The organism is Rhizobium sp. IY2 (assembly GCF_047532935.1).
Classification (GTDB): domain Bacteria; phylum Pseudomonadota; class Alphaproteobacteria; order Rhizobiales; family Rhizobiaceae; genus Rhizobium; species Rhizobium anhuiense.
The window spans coordinates 1,000,292-1,017,439 of sequence record NZ_JBLKNU010000001.1 but is presented as its reverse complement, the minus strand read 5'-3'; the positions used below and the strand labels follow the sequence as shown (position 1 = coordinate 1,017,439).

The 17,148-nt window shown below is 60.7% G+C and carries 13 protein-coding genes; 12 read left to right on the top strand and 1 reads right to left on the bottom strand.

The window, feature by feature from the left end; genetic code table 11:
* Positions 1 to 167: 167 nt before the first annotated feature.
* From ACMUVN_RS04985 to ACMUVN_RS04935, 11 genes are all read left to right on the top strand, one after another.
* Positions 168 to 1,943: a cytochrome c biogenesis protein DipZ gene (locus ACMUVN_RS04985; RefSeq protein WP_132571992.1), complete on the top strand. Its 1,776-nt coding sequence runs from the start codon at positions 168 to 170 to the stop codon at positions 1,941 to 1,943.
* A gap of 55 nt (positions 1,944 to 1,998) precedes the next feature.
* Complete coding sequence (locus tag ACMUVN_RS04980; RefSeq protein WP_063475025.1) at positions 1,999 to 2,757, top strand: alpha/beta fold hydrolase; 759 nt, start codon at positions 1,999 to 2,001, stop codon at positions 2,755 to 2,757.
* Between the two features lie 369 nt (positions 2,758 to 3,126).
* Positions 3,127 to 3,849 carry a DeoR family transcriptional regulator gene (locus tag ACMUVN_RS04975; protein WP_028758701.1) on the top strand — a complete coding sequence of 241 codons (723 nt, stop codon included), beginning with the start codon at positions 3,127 to 3,129 and terminating at the stop codon, positions 3,847 to 3,849.
* 179 nt (positions 3,850 to 4,028) lie between these two features.
* On the top strand, positions 4,029 to 5,042 hold the full coding sequence (gene deoC, locus ACMUVN_RS04970; RefSeq protein WP_063475026.1) for a deoxyribose-phosphate aldolase: 1,014 nt from the start codon (positions 4,029 to 4,031) through the stop codon (positions 5,040 to 5,042).
* A gap of 5 nt (positions 5,043 to 5,047) precedes the next feature.
* Positions 5,048 to 7,435 carry an aldehyde dehydrogenase family protein gene (locus ACMUVN_RS04965; RefSeq protein WP_063475027.1) on the top strand — a complete coding sequence of 796 codons (2,388 nt, stop codon included), beginning with the start codon at positions 5,048 to 5,050 and terminating at the stop codon, positions 7,433 to 7,435.
* Positions 7,436 to 7,593: 158 nt separating this feature from the next.
* A complete protein-coding gene (locus ACMUVN_RS04960) occupies positions 7,594 to 8,049 on the top strand; it encodes an RbsD/FucU family protein (RefSeq protein ID WP_127430940.1) in 456 nt (151 codons plus the stop codon).
* 12 nt (positions 8,050 to 8,061) lie between these two features.
* Complete coding sequence (gene rbsK, locus ACMUVN_RS04955) at positions 8,062 to 8,994, top strand: ribokinase (RefSeq protein ID WP_028758824.1); 933 nt, start codon at positions 8,062 to 8,064, stop codon at positions 8,992 to 8,994.
* Positions 8,991 to 9,866 carry a carbohydrate ABC transporter permease gene (locus ACMUVN_RS04950; RefSeq protein ID WP_028758823.1) on the top strand — a complete coding sequence of 292 codons (876 nt, stop codon included), beginning with the start codon at positions 8,991 to 8,993 and terminating at the stop codon, positions 9,864 to 9,866. Before rbsK ends, ACMUVN_RS04950 begins: the two co-directional genes overlap by 4 nt.
* Positions 9,863 to 10,891: a carbohydrate ABC transporter permease gene (locus ACMUVN_RS04945; protein WP_018480741.1), complete on the top strand. Its 1,029-nt coding sequence runs from the start codon at positions 9,863 to 9,865 to the stop codon at positions 10,889 to 10,891. Before ACMUVN_RS04950 ends, ACMUVN_RS04945 begins: the two co-directional genes overlap by 4 nt.
* Before the next feature lie 44 nt (positions 10,892 to 10,935).
* On the top strand, positions 10,936 to 12,390 hold the full coding sequence (locus tag ACMUVN_RS04940) for an ABC transporter substrate-binding protein (protein ID WP_063475030.1): 1,455 nt from the start codon (positions 10,936 to 10,938) through the stop codon (positions 12,388 to 12,390).
* Between the two features lie 117 nt (positions 12,391 to 12,507).
* On the top strand, positions 12,508 to 13,596 hold the full coding sequence (locus ACMUVN_RS04935; protein WP_047610162.1) for an ABC transporter ATP-binding protein: 1,089 nt from the start codon (positions 12,508 to 12,510) through the stop codon (positions 13,594 to 13,596).
* 166 nt (positions 13,597 to 13,762) lie between these two features.
* Here the strand turns inward: ACMUVN_RS04935 and ACMUVN_RS04930 are convergent, their stop codons facing one another.
* Complete coding sequence (locus tag ACMUVN_RS04930) at positions 13,763 to 15,955, bottom strand: OmpA family protein (RefSeq protein ID WP_127430941.1); 2,193 nt, start codon at positions 15,953 to 15,955, stop codon at positions 13,763 to 13,765.
* 331 nt (positions 15,956 to 16,286) lie between these two features.
* Between ACMUVN_RS04930 and ACMUVN_RS04925 the strand changes: the two genes are divergently transcribed.
* Entirely contained in the window at positions 16,287 to 17,060 is a 774-nt protein-coding gene (locus tag ACMUVN_RS04925; RefSeq protein WP_047610166.1) for a transporter substrate-binding domain-containing protein, read from the top strand.
* The last annotated feature ends 88 nt before the right edge of the window (positions 17,061 to 17,148 follow it).

The following is a 17,148-nucleotide window of genomic DNA, read 5'->3' as shown; positions in this document are numbered from 1 at the left end:
CAGTTTGTATCGCTTTGTATCGCCCGCCGCGACCGCAATAGTTCGGTACATTTCCCCGCGAAACCGGACACATCGAGGATACGTCCGCCCGGCCATATCCCCGCCGTTGCTGGTTCGGGCCCCATCGCCGTCCAGAGCCCGATCAATCGGTTTCAAAGGAAACGATGATGACACTTCTGATCATTGCCTATCTCGGAGGCGTGCTGACGATCCTCAGCCCCTGCATCCTCCCCATCCTCCCCTTCGTCTTTGCCCGTGCCGGACAGCCCTTCGTCAGGAGCACGCTGCCCATGCTGGCGGGCATGGCCGCCACATTCGCGCTGGTTGCCACGCTTGCCGCAGTCGGCGGCAGCTGGGCCATTCGCGCCAATGAATATGGCCGCCTTGCCGCGATCGTCCTGCTTGGGCTCTTTGGCCTGAGCCTGCTTTCACCACGCTTCGCAAGCACGCTTGCCCGGCCGGTCGTCGACCTTGGAAACAACCTGCTAAATGCCAGCGGCGGCGGACGCGCCGCCCCGACGGCAAAGAGCGCGCTCATTCTCGGCATCGCCACCGGTCTGCTCTGGGCCCCCTGCGCCGGACCGATCCTCGGCCTCGTTCTGACGGGGGCGGCCTTGCAGGGCGCCAATCTGCAGACGACCTTCCTGCTGATCGCCTATGCCGCCGGTGCTGCAACGTCCCTTGCCGCCGCCTTGCTGGTCGGCGGCAGGATATTCACCGCCATGAAGCGCTCTCTCGGCCTCGGCGACCGGATTCGTCAAGGGCTCGGCGCTGCCGTGCTGGCGGGTGTCGCCGTCATCGCGCTCGGCCTCGATACCAGCCTGCTCGCCCGGCTCTCCTACGCCAGCACCGCATCGCTGGAACAGGCCGTGCTCAACAGGTTGCATGCAAGGCCGCTGAGTGGCGCATCCTCCGAGCTGGCGAGCAAAGACATGGTGATCGCCGCCGCCGATACGAAGAAGCCCTTCCGCAGCGATCTGCCCGTCGAAGGTGACGCGCCTTCGCTCGACGGCGCGGTCGAATGGCTGAACTCGAAGCCGCTGACATCAGAGCAGTTGCGGGGCAAAGTGGTTCTCGTCGACTTCTGGACCTATTCCTGCATCAACTGCATTCGCACCATCCCCTATGTCAGGGCCTGGGCGGAAAAATATGCCAACCAGGGCCTCGTGGTGATCGGCGTCCACGCCCCGGAATTTGCCTTCGAGAAGAAGATCGACAACGTCAAAAGCGCAATCGACGATTTCAAGATCGGCTATCCCGTTGCGATCGACAATGATTACAAAATCTGGCGCGCCTTCCAGAACAGCTACTGGCCTGCCGCCTATCTGATCGATGCCAAGGGCCAGATTCGTTACCACCATTTCGGCGAAGGCAATTACGACAGGACCGAAAAGGCCATTCAGGACCTGTTGCGTGAGGCCGGCAGCCAGACGACGGCAAGCGCGCCGGTCACGCCGGATGCCAAGGGCGTGGAAGCCGGCCCTGATCTCCGCAACATCCGCTCCGGCGAGACCTATCTCGGCTACGAACAGGCGGCGAACTTCGCCTCTGCGGAAGGGCTGCAGGCCGACGTGGCGCAAAATCATACGATCGGCGAACCGGGCCTCAACGAATGGGGCCTCTCCGGAGCCTGGATCGTCGGCCCGGATCAGGCGACCCTTGATCAGCCGGGCGGCGGCATCACTTATCGCTTCAGCGCCCGCGATCTGCATCTCGTTCTCGGGCCTGGCGCCGACGGCAAGCCGATCCGCTTCCAGGTGAAGATCGACGGCAAGGCGCCGGGGCCTGACCACGGCGCAGACATCGATGCCGACGGCAACGGCACGGTGACCGCGACCAGGCTTTACCAGCTTGTCCGCCAGTCCGGCCCGGTCGTCGCCCGCAATTTCGAAATCAGCTTCCTCGATCCCGGGGTGCAAGCCTACGCTTTCACATTCGGCTGAACCCGGGACGCATCAATATCCCGACCCTTAACATTGACCCACAGGAGTAATAGTCATGAATAGACGTCTTATGTTCACCGCAGCGCTTGCATTTGCCACCACCGTCATCGCATTCGCGGCAGAGGCTGCCGAGGTGAAAAACATCGTGATCGTCCACGGCGCGCTGGCCGACGGCTCGGGATGGCGTAGGGCGACCGACATTCTCGAAAAACGCGGCTTCAACGTCACCATCGTCCAGCAGCCCATCACCTCGCTCGAGGACGATGTGGCGGCGACCAAGCGCGTTCTCGACTTGCAGCAAGGACCAAGCCTACTCATCGGCCACAGCTATGGCGGCATGGTTATCACCGAAGCGGGCAATGATCCCAATGTCGCCGGGCTCGTCTATGTCGCCGCCTTCCAGCCCGACAAGGGCGAAAGCCTGCTCAGCCTCGCCAGCTCGAAGCCCGCCGGCAGCATGGATATCAAGGAAACGAAGGACGGCAAATATCTCTATCTCGATCCCGGCGCCTTCGCTGCGGCTTTCGCAGCAGACCTTCCGCAAGCCGAAACCGATTTCATGGCAAGGTCGCAGGTCTTCGCCTCGAAGCAGGCTTTCTCGGCCAAGATCACCCAGCCGGCATGGCGAACAAAAAAAAGCTGGTCGATCGTCGCCACCGAGGATCGCTCCATCAACCCCGATCTGGAGCGTGACATGGCAAAACGCGCCGGCAGCGAAGTGACCGAAATCAAGGCCAGCCACGCCGTCTTCGCCTCCCAAGCGGAAAAGGTCGCCGATGCGATCGAAAAGGCGGCAAGACAAGCCGGCAAGTAGCGCGCAGCCAGGAAATGTTCCTAAGCAGTCGCGAGGATGATGCCTCCGGTCGGGCGTCCGCCCGACCGGAGGCGCGCCCTGCCGGCCGGGACCCGCTCCCGCGGCCAAGTCGGCGCCATTTATACAGTTTTGTGACTATTCCATCAAAAAATGGAAGATCAATCACAAATTCTCATTTCAAATTGAGGAGGTTCCCTATAAAATTGAAGCGATATGCCATGTCGGGCGCAACCGGCTGGTGCAGAAACTGTGTCTCGGCGCAAATGCCGAATCGCAGATCCACGGCCGAACGAGACTCGAGAATGGCAGTCCTTGTTAAATTTTCGTCAGAACACTATTCCAGTGTAAACGATAAGGGAGACGCGCGATATGGATAGTCGCAGGGGCCGGCGCATCGCAGTCTTATCCGAGGCCCTTTCACAACATCGCATTCTGCACATCAAGAATGCTGCCGAGATCCTGGGCGTCTCGGAAATGACGGTTCGGCGTGATGTCAGCGCCAATGCAGGCCAGTTCGCGTTCCTGGGCGGCCATATCGTTCCGGCTGTCGAAGCGGAGAACGATGCCTATGAAATTTCCAGGGCAGCCGACAGCCATGCCGCGGCAAAACGACAGATCTGCACACAAGCCATTGATTACATTCACGATGACGATACCGTTTTTTTCGATTGCGGCACCACCTTGCCCTATCTGGTCGATCTTCTCCCAGACAAGATTCATATAACGGCGATCTGTTACGCGCTGAACGTCGCCGATCGTCTGACGCGAAAACCCAACGTTCGCCTTGTTATGCTCGGCGGTCTCTATCACCCCGCATCGGCAAGCTTTTCCGGTGCCTCGGGGCTGGAAATGCTCGATTCGCTGGTGATCAACGTGGCATTCCTTTCTGCAGCCGGTATCGATGCCCGGCGTGGCGCGACATGCGCGCATTTCCACGAAGCGGAGATCAAGAAAAAGGCGATGTCCCGCGCACGGAAGAATATTCTTCTCGCCGACAGCAGCAAGATCGGCAAGCTGAAGCCAGCCTTTTTCAGCGAGATGAAGGCGTTCGATGCGGTCATTACCGAAAACGGCATGAGCGATTTCGACTGACAAATCCGCATTTTTTCTGCGCCTGTCGAAATCTAACTTGACGCGACAGCCAGGTGATGCAACTCTCACAAACAATGAAAAAAAACTAACATTTTCGTTGATTGTGAAGACCGTCTTTCGCTGCGTGCATCTGCACAGAGAGCAACAGGATCTTCACACTCTGCCCGGGAGGATTCTGTTTGGAAACCGTTGCTGTTCACAATGCGGCAAACGCCCCCTCGCAATCGCCGGAGCGCACCCATAACCGGCCGCGCAATGCCGGCATGGAACTCGATCTCTCTTGGGTTCTCGATGCTAGGGTCAACCTGTCTGCCACCGAGCGCCGCATAGCCTCGCTTCCCGGACGCCGGACTGTCAAAAAAGACGCACAGGCGGCTTGGCTCCTGAAGGCGGTTACCTGCATCGATCTGACGACGTTGAACGGCGACGATACCCCCGAGCGCGTCAAGCGGTTGTGCGCGAAGGCGATGAATCCGGTACGCGCCGACCTTCTCGATTCGCTTGGCATGAGCGGCCGTTCGATCACGACCGGCGCCATCTGCGTCTACCATCGTTTTGTTGCAACAGCCGTCGAGGCGCTCGGCGATTCCGGCATTCCGGTCGCAGCGGTTTCGACCGGTTTCCCCGCCGGCCTCAGCCCGCACCACCTCAAGGTCAAGGAAATCGAGGCATCGGTTGCCGATGGCGCCAAGGAAATCGACATCGTCATCACCCGCGAGCATGTGCTGACCGGCAACTGGACGGCACTCTACGAGGAAATGAAAGAATACCGCGCCGCCTGCGGTGATGCGCATGTCAAGGCCATTCTGGCGACCGGCGACCTGAAGACGTTGCGCAATGTCGCCAGGGCCTCGCTGGTCTGCATGATGGCAGGCGCCGATTTCATCAAGACCTCGACCGGCAAGGAAGGCGTCAATGCGACGCTGGCCGTGACATTGACCATGCTGCGGGCGATCCGCGCCTATTACGAGCGCACCGGCATCAAGATCGGCTACAAGCCGGCCGGTGGCATTTCCGCGGCGAAGGACGTGTTAAACTACCAGTTCCTGATGAAGGATGAACTGGGGCGAGAATGGCTGGAGCCCGATCTCTTCCGCATCGGTGCATCGAGCTTGCTTGCTGATATCGAACGGCAGCTGGAGCATCATGTCACCGGTGCCTATTCGGCCCTCAACAGACACCCGATTGGATGATCCAGATGACTGTTGCCAAGTATTTCGACGAAATGTCCTACGGCCCTGCCCCTGAATCCGATATCGAAGCGCGCGACTGGCTGGCGCGCCACGCTTCCGGTTTCGGTCACTTCATCAATGGCGCGTTCGTGCCCTCGGTATCGGGCAAGAGTTTCGACACGTTCGAGCCAGCCACCGGCAAGGTCCTGGCGAAGCTCGCCAACGGCGGTGCGGCGGATGTGGACAACGCGGTTGCTGCGGCCCGCAAGGCGCAGGCGTCATGGGCGCGATTGCCGGGCCACGCGCGGGCGCGCCATCTCTATGCACTTGCCCGGATGATCCAGCGCCATGCACGTCTGATTGCTGTGGTCGAGGCCATCGACAACGGCAAGCCGATCCGCGAAACCCGCGATCTCGACGTGCCGCTGGCAGCCCGTCATTTCTATCATCACGCCGGATGGGCGCAAATCCAGGACACGGAATTCGCCGACCATGTGCCGGTGGGCGTCGTCGGCCAGATTATCCCCTGGAATTTCCCGTTCCTTATGCTGGCCTGGAAAGTGGCGCCGGCTTTGGCGCTCGGCAATACCGTCATCCTGAAACCTGCCGAATTCACGTCGCTGACGGCGCTTCTCTTTGCCGAACTGGCATCTGCGGCGGGCCTTCCGCCGGGCGTGCTCAATATCGTGACGGGAGAAGGCGAAACCGGCGCGCTGCTCGTCGGGCATGAGGATATCGACAAAATTGCCTTTACCGGATCGACCGAAGTCGGGCGCGTTATTCGCGAGCGTACCGCAGGCAGCGGCAAATCATTGACGCTGGAACTCGGCGGCAAGTCACCTTTCGTCGTTTTTGACGACGCCGATATCGACGGCGCCGTGGAAGGCGTGGTCGACGCGATCTGGTTCAACCAGGGGCAGGTTTGCTGCGCGGGTTCGCGGCTTCTGGTCCAGGAAGGCATTGCCGATCTTTTCCATGAGCGGCTGAAGCGCCGCATGCAGACATTGCGGGTCGGTCAGCCTTTGGACAAGTGCATCGATATGGGTGCGATCATCGCACCCGTGCAATTGACGCGTATCGAAACCCTGGTGAAAAAGGGAGTTTCAGAAGGCGCGACGCTGCATCAGGCGAAGATCGACCTGCCGAAAGGCGGCAGCTTCTACCCGCCGACGCTTCTCAGCGGCGTGCAGCCGACATCGATCGTCGCGACCGAGGAAATCTTCGGGCCGGTTGCGGTCTCCATGACTTTCCGCACACCGGAAGAAGCCGTCCAGCTTGCCAATCATACCCGCTACGGCCTCGCCGCCAGTGTCTGGAGTGAGACGATCGGCTTGGCGCTGAACGTTGCGGCAAAGCTCGCAGCCGGCGTGGTCTGGGTGAATGCCACCAATCTTTTTGACGCCGCCGTCGGTTTTGGTGGCAAGCGCGAGTCCGGGTTCGGCCGTGAAGGCGGACGGGAAGGTTGCTACGAATATCTGAAGCCGAAGGCTTGGGTCGGTCGCAAGGCGCGCGCAGCAATGCCCGCACTTTCGCAAGTGAAGCCGGTTGCCGGCGATTTTGCCCTGCCAACCATCGACCGGACGGCAAAGCTCTTCATCGGCGGCAAGCAGGCGCGCCCGGACGGCAATTATTCCCGTGTCATCGCCTCCCCCAAAGGCAAGGCGGTCGGAGAGGTCGGCGAGGGCAACCGCAAGGACATCCGCAATGCCGTGGTTGCCGCACAGGCCGCCTCCGCCTGGTCGAATGCCACCACGCATAACCGCGCTCAGATCCTCTATTACATCGCCGAAAACCTCAATGGTCGCGCCGATGAGTTCGCCTCGCGGATAACAGCGATGACCGGAGCGTCCGCAGCCAATGCAAATGCCGAGGTCGACGCCGCGATTTCGCGCCTCTTCACCTACGCAGCCTGGGCGGACAAATATGAAGGCGGCATTCACCAGCCGCCGCTTCGCGGCGTTGCCCTGGCCATGCCGGAAGCCATCGGCGTCGTAGGCGTCATTTGCCCGCCGGAAGCGCCGCTGCTCGGCTTTATCAGTCTGGTTGCGCCGTTGATTGCCACCGGCAATCGTGTCGTCGCGGTGCCGAGCGAGCCCTTCCCGCTTTCGGCGACGGATTTCTATTCCGTTCTGGAAACGTCGGATGTGCCTGCCGGTGTCGTCAATATCGTCACCGGGTCGGCGATGGAACTGGCAAAGATCCTTGCCGCCCACAACGACGTTGATGCGTTGTGGGCCTTCGGCTCCGCGGAATTGTCGACGACGGTGGAGAAGCTGTCTTCGGGCAATCTCAAGCGAACCTTCGTGGACAATGGCAAGGCGACGGACTGGATGGACCGAGCCGCTGCCGAGGGCGCGCTATACCTTCGCCGCGCTGTGGATGTGAAGAATATCTGGATACCCTACGGAGAATAAGGGCTCCAGCTCTAGTCATCCGGGCGGGAGGAGAACCGCACCGGCAGGCGAGAACAACGGAATTTGAGGGAATCGCAGAGCTGTAACGGAGCTGCGATTGTGGGGTCTGTTCCGCGGCACGACGAGCCGCGAAATAGTGCAATTAAGGGAGGACTTCCATGCTGAAGAATATCGATCCGGCTCTGAACGCGGATGTGCTGCACGCGCTCCGGTCCATGGGGCATGGCGACACGGTCGTTGTTTCCGACACCAATTTCCCTTCGGATTCGATTGCCCGGCAAACGGTGCTCGGCAAGCTGTTGCGGATAGACAATGTGTCCGCTGCCCGCGCCATCGAGGCTATTCTTTCGGTGATGCCGCTGGATACGCCGCTGCAGCCGTCTGCCGGGCGAATGGAAATCATGGGCGCGCCGGACGAGATCCCTCCAGTGCAGGAGGAAGTCCAGGCCGTCATCGACAGCGCCGAGGGCAAGCCGGCGCCGATGTATGGCATCGAGCGTTTCGCCTTCTATGAGGAAGCCAAAAAGGCTTATTGCGTCATCACCACGGGCGAAAACCGCTTCTACGGCTGCTTCCTGTTCACCAAAGGCGTGATTCCGCCGGAAGCCGTTTGAAGGGAAACGATAATGAAGGTGGGTGTTTCGATCCTCGGGATTTTCGTCGCCGATACGGCCTATCTGGCCAAGCGCATGCCAAACATTGGCGAGACAATCACCGGGACCGGTTTTGCAGTGGGCCCGGGCGGCAAGGGATCCAACCAGGCTGTCGCCGCAGCCCGCGCCGGGGGAACAGTCTCCTTCATCTCGAAGATCGGCCGCGACACGTTCGGCGATATGGCGCTGAAGACCTATGCGGAAGCGGGCGTGACGCCGAAGGTTGTCCAGATGGACGATATGCCGACCGGCGCTGCCTTCATCTACGTCAATGACGGTAACGGCGACAATGCGATTATCGTCTATCCAGGTGCCGCGGGCACCATCGGCGTTGGTGATGTCGAGGCGGCACGCGAAACCATCGAGCAATCGGCGGTTTTCGTCACCCAGCTCGAACAACCGGCCGAAGCGGCGCAGCGCGCCCTCGAAATCGCCCATGCGGCCGGCGTGACCACAGTTTTCAATCCGGCGCCGGCAGAGCCGTTTCCGGACACGATCTATCCGCTCTGCGACTATATCGTGCCAAACGAAACCGAGGCAGCCGCTATCGTCGGCTTTCCGCTCGACACGCTCGACGAGGCCAGACGGGCTGGCGACGCCTTTCTTGCCAAGGGCGTGAAAGCCGCGCTGATCACGCTGGGTGGTCGCGGCGTGTTGTACCATACGGCGGGGCAATCGGTTCATGTTCCGGCCGTCTCGTCGGGAGCAGTCATTGATACCACAGGCGCCGGCGACGCATTTGTCGGTGGCTTCTCGGCGGCACTCTCGCGGGGCGCTACTCCGGTCGAGGCCGTGCGTTTCGGCTGCGCGACCGCCGGTATCGCGGTGACGCGGCGGGGTACCGCGCCTGCAATGCCGAAGATCGAGGAAATCGAGGCGCTTCTCCGGCAAGGAGGCGCGGCATGACCCGCAACGATCCGATCAAGCACGTCTTCATCTGGCCGGCACTGCTGATCGTGCTGGTGATCTCGATCTTTCCGCTGATCTATTCGCTGACCACCAGCTTCATGAGCCTGCGGCTCGTGCCGCCGATCCCCGCGCATTTCGTCGGCTTCGGCAACTATATGGAACTGCTTCAGAATCCGCGCTTCTGGAATGTCGCCTGGACGACGACGATCATCGCTTTTGTCGCGGTGACGCTGCAATATGTCATCGGATTTTCCGTGGCGCTGGCGCTCAACCGCCGGGTGCCTGGCGAAGGTTTGTTCCGGGTGAGCTTCCTGGTGCCGATGCTGGTGGCGCCCGTTGCCGTTGCACTCATCGCCCGCCAGATCCTCAATCCCACGATGGGCCCGCTCAATGAGTTGATGACCGCCTTCGGCTTTCCCAATCTGCCGTTTCTGACGCAGACCAGATGGGCTATCGGCGCCATCATTTCCGTCGAAGTGTGGCAGTGGACACCCTTCGTCATCCTGATGCTGCTTGCCGGGCTGCAAACCCTGCCGGAGGACGTCTACGAGGCTGCCGCGCTTGAAAATGCCAGCCCCTGGCAGCAGTTCTGGGGGATCACCTTCCCGATGATGCTGCCGATTTCGGTGGCTGTGGTCTTCATCCGCCTCATCGAAAGCTACAAGATCATCGATACGGTGTTCGTCATGACAGGTGGAGGGCCTGGCATTTCCACGGAAACGCTCACCTTGTTCGCGTATCAGGAGGGCTTCAAGAAGTTCAACCTCGGCTACACTTCCGCCCTGTCCTTCCTGTTCCTAATCGTCATCACCGTGATCGGGCTGGTCTATCTCGCCATCCTGAAGCCCTATCTGGAGAAGCACAAATGAGCGTGCGTGACCTCAAGGGATCCGGCCGCTGGTGGGCGCTTGCAGGCTGCCTGCTCTGGCTGGCCTTCACCTTCTTTCCGCTTTACTGGGTCGCGATCACCTCGTTCAAGTCGCCGCTCGGCGTCGTCGGCGGGCCGACCTATATTCCATTTGTCGACTTCGACCCAACGCTGACAGCCTGGAGCGAGCTTCTGTCGGGCGCACGCGGCCAGTTCTACAACACCTTCATCGCCTCGACGATCGTCGGGCTGTCCGCATCGGTGCTGGCCACCTTCATCGGATCGATGGCCGCCTATGCGCTGGTGCGCTTCACCTTCGAGGTCAAGCTGCTGTCCGGCGTGATTTTCGTCGTCGTTGCCTTCGGCGGATATCTGCTCGGCCGCCATGTGCTGGGCTACGGGCAGGCTATATCGCTGATCTTTGCTTTTGTTGCAGCGCTTGCGCTCGCCATCGGCTCCAGCCGTATCAAGCTTCCGGGGCCACTCCTCGGCAATGATGATATCGTCTTCTGGTTTGTGAGCCAGCGCATGTTTCCGCCGATCGTCGCCGCCTTTGCCTTGTTCCTGATGTATACGGAAATGGGCAAGTTGGGGTTCAAGCTGGTCGACACCTATACAGGCCTCACCTTCGCCTATGTCGCCTTCTCACTGCCGATCGTGATCTGGCTGATGCGCGATTTCTTTGCGGCACTGCCGGTTGAAGTCGAAGAGGCGGCGATGGTCGACAATGTGCCGTCGTGGAGAATTTTCTTCGGTATCGTCCTGCCCATGTCCAAGCCGGGCCTGATCGCGACATTCATGATCACCCTCGCCTTCGTCTGGAACGAGTTCCTGTTCGCGCTCTTCCTGACCAGTTCCAAATGGCAGACCCTTCCCATTCTCGTCGCAGGGCAAAACAGCCAGCGCGGCGACGAGTGGTGGTCGATATCGGCAGCCGCCCTGGTCGCGATCATACCCATGGTCGTCATGGCGGGCATTTTGAGCAGGCTGATGCGGTCCGGCCTGCTTTTGGGAGCAATAAAGTGACCGTCCGACAACCCTAGTCATTGTTTAATTCCGGGGAGGAAAACATGAGAAGATTACTACTGAGTTCAACGGCAGCGGTACTGCTTGCTGGAACGGGCACGACATCCGCGCTCGCATGCGAACCGGACTACACCGGTGTCACGCTGACTGCCACGACGCAGACGGGACCTTATATCGCCTCTGCGCTGCAACTCGCGGCCAAGGGCTGGGAGGAAAAGACCTGCGGCAAGGTTAATGTGGTGGAATTTCCGTGGTCGGAACTCTATCCCAAGATCGTCACCTCGCTGACTTCGGGCGAAGACACGTTCGACGTGGTCGCCTTCGCGCCAGCCTGGGCGCCGGACTTCACCGATTTTCTCTCGGAAATGCCCAAGGCGATGCAATCGGGTGCCGATTGGGACGACATCGCTCCGGTTTACCGCGAGCAACTGATGGTCTGGAACGGCAAAGTGCTGTCACAGACCATGGACGGTGACGCGCATACCTATACCTACCGCATCGACCTTTTCGAGAACGCCGACAACCAGAAGGCCTTCAAGGCAAAGTATGGTCATGATCTCGCGCCGCCGAAAACCTGGAAGGAATATCTCGACATCGCCGAGTTCTTCCAGCAGCCGGACAAGGGCCTCTGGGGCACGGCGGAAGCCTTTCGCCGTGGTGGCCAGCAATTCTGGTTCCTGTTCAGTCACGTCGCCGGATACACCAGCCATCCCGACAATCCCGGCGGCATGTTCTTCGATCCCGACACGATGGATGCGCAGGTCAACAATCCGGGCTGGGTGCGCGGTCTGGAGGAATATATTCGCGCGTCGAAACTGGCCCCGCCAAATGCGCTGAACTTCTCGTTCGGCGAAGTGAACGCGGCCTTTGCCGGAGGCCAGGTCGCCGAGTCGATCGGCTGGGGCGATACCGGCGTCATTGCCGCCGATCCGAAGCAGTCGAAGGTTGCCGGTAGCGTCGGCTCGGCATCACTGCCGGGATCGGACGAAATCTGGAACTACAAGACCAAGAAGTGGGATAAGTTCGACCACGTCGTCCAGACCTCTTTCATGGCCTTCGGCGGTTGGCAGGCAGCCGTACCGTCGTCTTCCAAGAACCAGGAGGCGGCTTGGAACTATATCCAGTTCCTGACGAGCCCGGCAGTTTCCGGTCAGGCGGCGATCACCGGCGGCACAGGCGTCAATCCTTATCGTCTATCGCACACGACAAATACGGCGTTGTGGTCGAAGATATTCACCGAGCGTGAGGCAAAGGAATATCTTGGAAGCCAGAAGGACGCGGTAACCGCCAAGAACACGGCGCTCGACATGCGCCTGCCGGGCTATTTCTCCTATACGGAAATTCTTGAGATCGAGCTTTCCAAGGCATTGGCAGGAGAAGTGACGCCGCAGCAGGCGCTGGATACCGTGGCTGCCGGATGGAACAAGCTGACGGACGAGTTTGGCCGCGACAAGCAACTGGCAGCCTATCGTTCGTCGATGGGCCTGCCTGCAAAATAAACCCATCCGCAACATCCCATCCCGGCGGTGCCGGGATGGGATCAGGCATCGTTGAAAGAAGACGGAGACGATCGCCGCTTAGAACTGGCGATGGAATTCTCGTGAAAAGGTTACAGCATGTCCCAGGTGCGTTTGGATCAGGTCACCAAATCCTTTGGCAGCGTTGAGGTCATCCCTCCGCTCGATCTGGCAATTGCCGACAAGGAATTCGTGGTTCTCGTGGGGCCGTCCGGCTGCGGGAAGACAACCACCCTGCGGATGATCGCGGGGCTGGAACAGACGACATCAGGGGAAATCCGGATCGGCGAGCGCGACGTTACGGCGCTGCGTCCGGGTCTGCGCAATTGCTCGATGGTGTTTCAGAATTATGCGCTCTATCCGCATATGACAGTCGCCGAAAACATCGGCTACGGCATGAAGGTGCGCGGAACGCCGAAGCAGGACATCGATGCCGCCGTTGCAAATGCGGCGCGCATTCTCAATCTCGGTGCCTATTTGAAACGCAAGCCGAACGCGCTTTCGGGTGGTCAACGCCAACGTGTGGCGATTGGCCGGGCGATTGTCCGCCAGCCGGATGTGTTCCTGTTCGACGAACCATTGTCCAACCTCGACGCTAAATTGCGCATTGAAATGCGAACAGAAATCAAGCTCTTACACCGCCGACTTAAAACCACGATCGTCTACGTTACGCACGATCAGGTAGAGGCGATGACGATGGCAGATCGGGTCGTGGTTATGAATCAAGGGCGGATCGAGCAGGCCGCTGATCCGATCACCCTATATGAATCCCCGAAGAACCTCTTTGTCGCTGCCTTCATCGGCTCGCCCAGCATGAATTTCATCGAGGGCCGACTTGTGCAAACCTCCGGTGGAATTGCCTTCCAAGCCGAGGGTGACGTCGACATTGCGATTCCTGCGCAAAGAGCCGAGCGCCTTTCGGCGGCAGTGGGACAGTCCGTGGTTCTCGGAATCCGACCGGAACATACGATGGTCAGGGATCCAAACGCTTCGACTGTGAGCCTCCATGTCGCCGATATCGAGCCCCTCGGTCCATACACACTGGCGATCGGCAAGGTCGGGTCAGCAGCCTTTACTGCCCAAATCGACGCATCCTCGCGCGTTGGCCCGGATGACAGGATCAGCGTTCCAATTGATCCCCAAAAAATGCACTTCTTCCTTAAAAGTACCGGAGACACGGTCGGCTAAGAACCACCGCGACCCTATACAGCGATCCATCAAAGGACATGCGGAGATCGCGATCTGCTCGGTATGAATTCAAAGATGCGTGGCATTGGCAGCGCTGCATAGGCGCGAAAGCGCGTCGCGCAAAAGGAGAAATGCCCCTCTCCGGAACTGGAGAGGGGCAACATCATTACCTGTTGGCCGCGACCGGGCGGACCAACGGGGTGACGCGGCGAATGGTGACGCGGCGGTTTTCCTGCTCGGGGCCCGACGTGTTGACCTTCAGATACTGCTCACCATAACCCTGCGTCGCGAGGTTCTCCGGCGCGATGCCGTAGACGTCGGTGAGCACGTTGGCGACCGATTCCGCCCGCTGGTCGGACAGGAGGAGGTTGCTCTGGTCTGAGCCAACAGCATCGGTATGCCCCTCGATCAGGAAGGTCTCGCTCGGATCCTTCTGGAGCACCTGGCTGATCGCGTCGGCGACCTTGCGCAACGTGCGCGCCTGGGTCATCGGAATCTCGGCGCTACCGGTCGCGAAGGTGATCGTGTCGAGGTCGATGCGGCGCACCTTGTCGCGGATACGGGCCGAATACTTCACCTCATCAAGCGAGTAGACACGTTCCACAGGCTCGACTGGCGGCTCGCTCAGGAACTCGTAATAGTCCCGGTTCGGGTCGCTGCGCGTGTCGATGATGTAGTCGCTGAGCGGTACGCGCAGCCGCATCGGCGGCAGGTCGGCGCCCGGATCCTCGAAATAGTCGCGGTCCGGATCGTCATAGAGGTCCTGCGAATAATAGAGCACGTCCTCGCGCCCACGGGCGTCGACGCGCGACCGCTGGATGATGTCGCCGTAGCGGTTGCGGATCGTCACGATGCGGTAGCCTTCCGGCCGCGTGATCGTCTCACGGTAGCGGTCGCCTGAAAGCTCCTCGTAGCTCGGCCGCTCGCCGTCGCGCAGGAAGCGCCGGTCGTCGTCGCCGCGCACGATCGTCCTGTTGTCGTACTGGATGATCACCCGGCTGTCGTCGTCGCCGCGGTCGTCGAAGCGCGCGCCGTCGGGACGGACGAATTGCGGCCGCTCATCGAGCTTCCTGCCCTTCTCGCGGGTCACCGCCTCGAGCTTGACCGGCGCCGTCGCCTGGCCGCCGGTGGCAGCCTGCGCATCGGCATCTGAGGTCGGCACCTTCACTTCCTGGCTGTCGGCGCGCTGCCGGTCGCGGTCGCGGCGGCCTTCGCGGCCCTTGCTGCGGTCGGCATCCTTGTCGCTGTCGAGCACGGCTGCGCCGTTCTCGACCGGCAGAACGACGGTCTCATTGCTCTTGGCCGGATCTGCAGCGATCTTCTTGCGGCGCTCCAGTTCCTCGGGCGAAACCTTTTCCGGTGCCGGAATAGCCTGCTCCACCTGCTGGCCACCGCTGGCGTCCGGCTGCGGCTGGGCAGTGTCAGTCGCGGGCGCGGCCGGCGGGGCGCCGGCGGGCTGCTCGCCGGCGGGCTTTGCCGCCGTGCCGTCCTTCGGCTTCTCGGCCGGCGCGGCTTCCGGTGCTGCCGCCTTGTCTTCGGTCGTCTTAGCCGCAGGGGCATTTTCTGCAGGTGTTGCAGTCTCGCCCTTTGTCGGCTTCTGCTTGGCAGGCGCCTCGGCTGCGGGTTTCATCTCTGGCTTCGCTTCGGGCTTGGCCTGTTCTTCGGTCGGTGTCACCGCCTCGGGAGCGGCAGTCTCAGCCTTGCCCTTGCCTTTATCTTTGCCCTGGGCCTCATCCTGCCCCTTCTCCCGCTTGCCGCCTTCCGGCTTGGCTTCAGGTTGTGCCTGTTCCGTTTCCGGCTGAGCTTCCTTTGCTGCCGGCTGCTGTTCGGGCTGAGGCTGAGCCTCCGGCTCGGCCTGCTGCGTCTCCTGCTTCTTCGGCTTCTTCGGCTTTTCCTGCGTTACCGGCTGCTCTTCCTGCTGCGGCGCGGCCTCTGGCTTTGCCTCGGGCTGGGCCTGCTGTTTGGCTTTCCGCTCGGGCTTGCTTTCAGGCTGCTCCGCGGGCGCCTCCTTCGGTGCCTCCGCCTTCGGCGCTTCCGGCTCTGCCTTGGGTTCAGGTGCTTCCTTCCGCTCGGCCTTCGGCTTTTCGGCGGGCGCTTCCTGCTGCGCCGGCTTCTCGGCGGCCGGCGCCTGTTCGGCCGGGGCTTCCCCCTGTCCCTTGTGCTTTTTCTTCTTCAGCAACTCCTCCTCGGAAGGCGCATCCTGCGCCACCTCGAAGCTACCCGGCTCGACCTGCCGCACGGCCGCGGCCTGCGTCGCAACGTCGCGTACGGCCGCCATCGCCGATGCCGGCTGCAGCGCCAGCGAAAGAGAAAGCAGCGGAAAAGCCGCGCTCGCGAACAATCTTGATTTCATGCCCATCGGGTTTCCTCGATCCTGTTTGAGCTTCTTGAAGGCCGCAAGGCCCTGGTTCCGCCCCTAGCTTCGCATTGAGGCGAAACGGCGGAATGGCAATCGCCGAGCCGCCGATTTGTTCCGGTTCTAGGGAGGTCGGGATTAACCTCGCGTGAATGTTGCAGTCTGCCGACGTTCATCTCGCCCGCTATTTGCACCGCCCAATTGCGGTGGGATTTGTGTTGCAATTCCATGAAAAAAAGTCTGATTATCGCCGCAAGGCGGTCTCAGCACCGTTGAACTGCGGCCGTCAGCCCAAGAGAAAAAGGAGCGACGGCTACCAACAGAGAGGATCCTCATGCATATCTCCACCCGTATTTTCGCGGCAGCCTCGATCGCGGCGATGTCCCTTTTTGCCGGCTCGGCCATGGCCGATGGCGAGAAGTATGTGATCGGCACCGATTCGACCTATCCGCCCTTCGAATTCGTCGATGCCAGCGGCACGATCCAGGGTTTTGACATCGACATTGCCAAGGCGCTCTGCGCCGAGATGAAGGCGGAATGTACCTTCGTCAGCACCGACTGGGATGGCATCATCCCGGCGCTCAACGCCAAGAAGTTCGACATGATCGTTTCCTCCATGTCGATCACACCGGAGCGTCTGAAGCTCGTCGACTTCTCCAACAAGTACTACAACACCCCGCCGGCAATCGCCGTGCCGAAGGATTCGACGATAGCGGATGTCGCCGGCCTGAAGGGCAAGGTGATCGGCGCGCAGACCTCGACGACTCACGCCAACTATGCCGAGAAGCATCTCGCCGACACCGAGCTGAAGCTCTACCCGACGGCTGATGAATACAAGCTGGACGTTGCCAGTGGCCGTGTCGATGCCGTCATCGACGACGTCGTCGTTCTCTCCGAATGGGTCAAGTCCGACGCCGGCGCCTGCTGCAAGATCCTGACGACGCTGCCGGTCGACAAGGAAATCAACGGCAACGGCGCAGGCATCGCCATCCGTCAGGGCGATCCGCTCAAGGAAAAGCTGAACACGGCGATCGCCGCGATCCGCGCCAGCGGTGAATACAAGAAGATCCAGGACAAGTACTTCGACTTCGACGTTTACGGCGAATAAGAAATTCGGTATCTGGCCGAGGAAGGTAATGGCGGAAGGCTTGCTCTTCCGCCATTTTTGTTTGACAAAGATGGCAAGATCAAAACGG

Coding starts and splice junctions, on each gene's coding strand:
- ACMUVN_RS04960 (WP_127430940.1), top strand. CDS start 7,594: ATGCTGAAGAATATCGATCCGGCTCTGAACGCGGATGTGCTGCACGCG.
- ACMUVN_RS04925 (WP_047610166.1), top strand. CDS start 16,287: ATGCATATCTCCACCCGTATTTTCGCGGCAGCCTCGATCGCGGCGATG.
- ACMUVN_RS04985 (WP_132571992.1), top strand. CDS start 168: ATGACACTTCTGATCATTGCCTATCTCGGAGGCGTGCTGACGATCCTC.
- ACMUVN_RS04945 (WP_018480741.1), top strand. CDS start 9,863: ATGAGCGTGCGTGACCTCAAGGGATCCGGCCGCTGGTGGGCGCTTGCA.
- ACMUVN_RS04930 (WP_127430941.1), bottom strand. CDS start 15,955: ATGGGCATGAAATCAAGATTGTTCGCGAGCGCGGCTTTTCCGCTGCTT.
- ACMUVN_RS04940 (WP_063475030.1), top strand. CDS start 10,936: ATGAGAAGATTACTACTGAGTTCAACGGCAGCGGTACTGCTTGCTGGA.
- ACMUVN_RS04975 (WP_028758701.1), top strand. CDS start 3,127: ATGGATAGTCGCAGGGGCCGGCGCATCGCAGTCTTATCCGAGGCCCTT.
- rbsK (WP_028758824.1), top strand. CDS start 8,062: ATGAAGGTGGGTGTTTCGATCCTCGGGATTTTCGTCGCCGATACGGCC.
- ACMUVN_RS04950 (WP_028758823.1), top strand. CDS start 8,991: ATGACCCGCAACGATCCGATCAAGCACGTCTTCATCTGGCCGGCACTG.
- ACMUVN_RS04980 (WP_063475025.1), top strand. CDS start 1,999: ATGAATAGACGTCTTATGTTCACCGCAGCGCTTGCATTTGCCACCACC.
- ACMUVN_RS04935 (WP_047610162.1), top strand. CDS start 12,508: ATGTCCCAGGTGCGTTTGGATCAGGTCACCAAATCCTTTGGCAGCGTT.
- ACMUVN_RS04965 (WP_063475027.1), top strand. CDS start 5,048: ATGACTGTTGCCAAGTATTTCGACGAAATGTCCTACGGCCCTGCCCCT.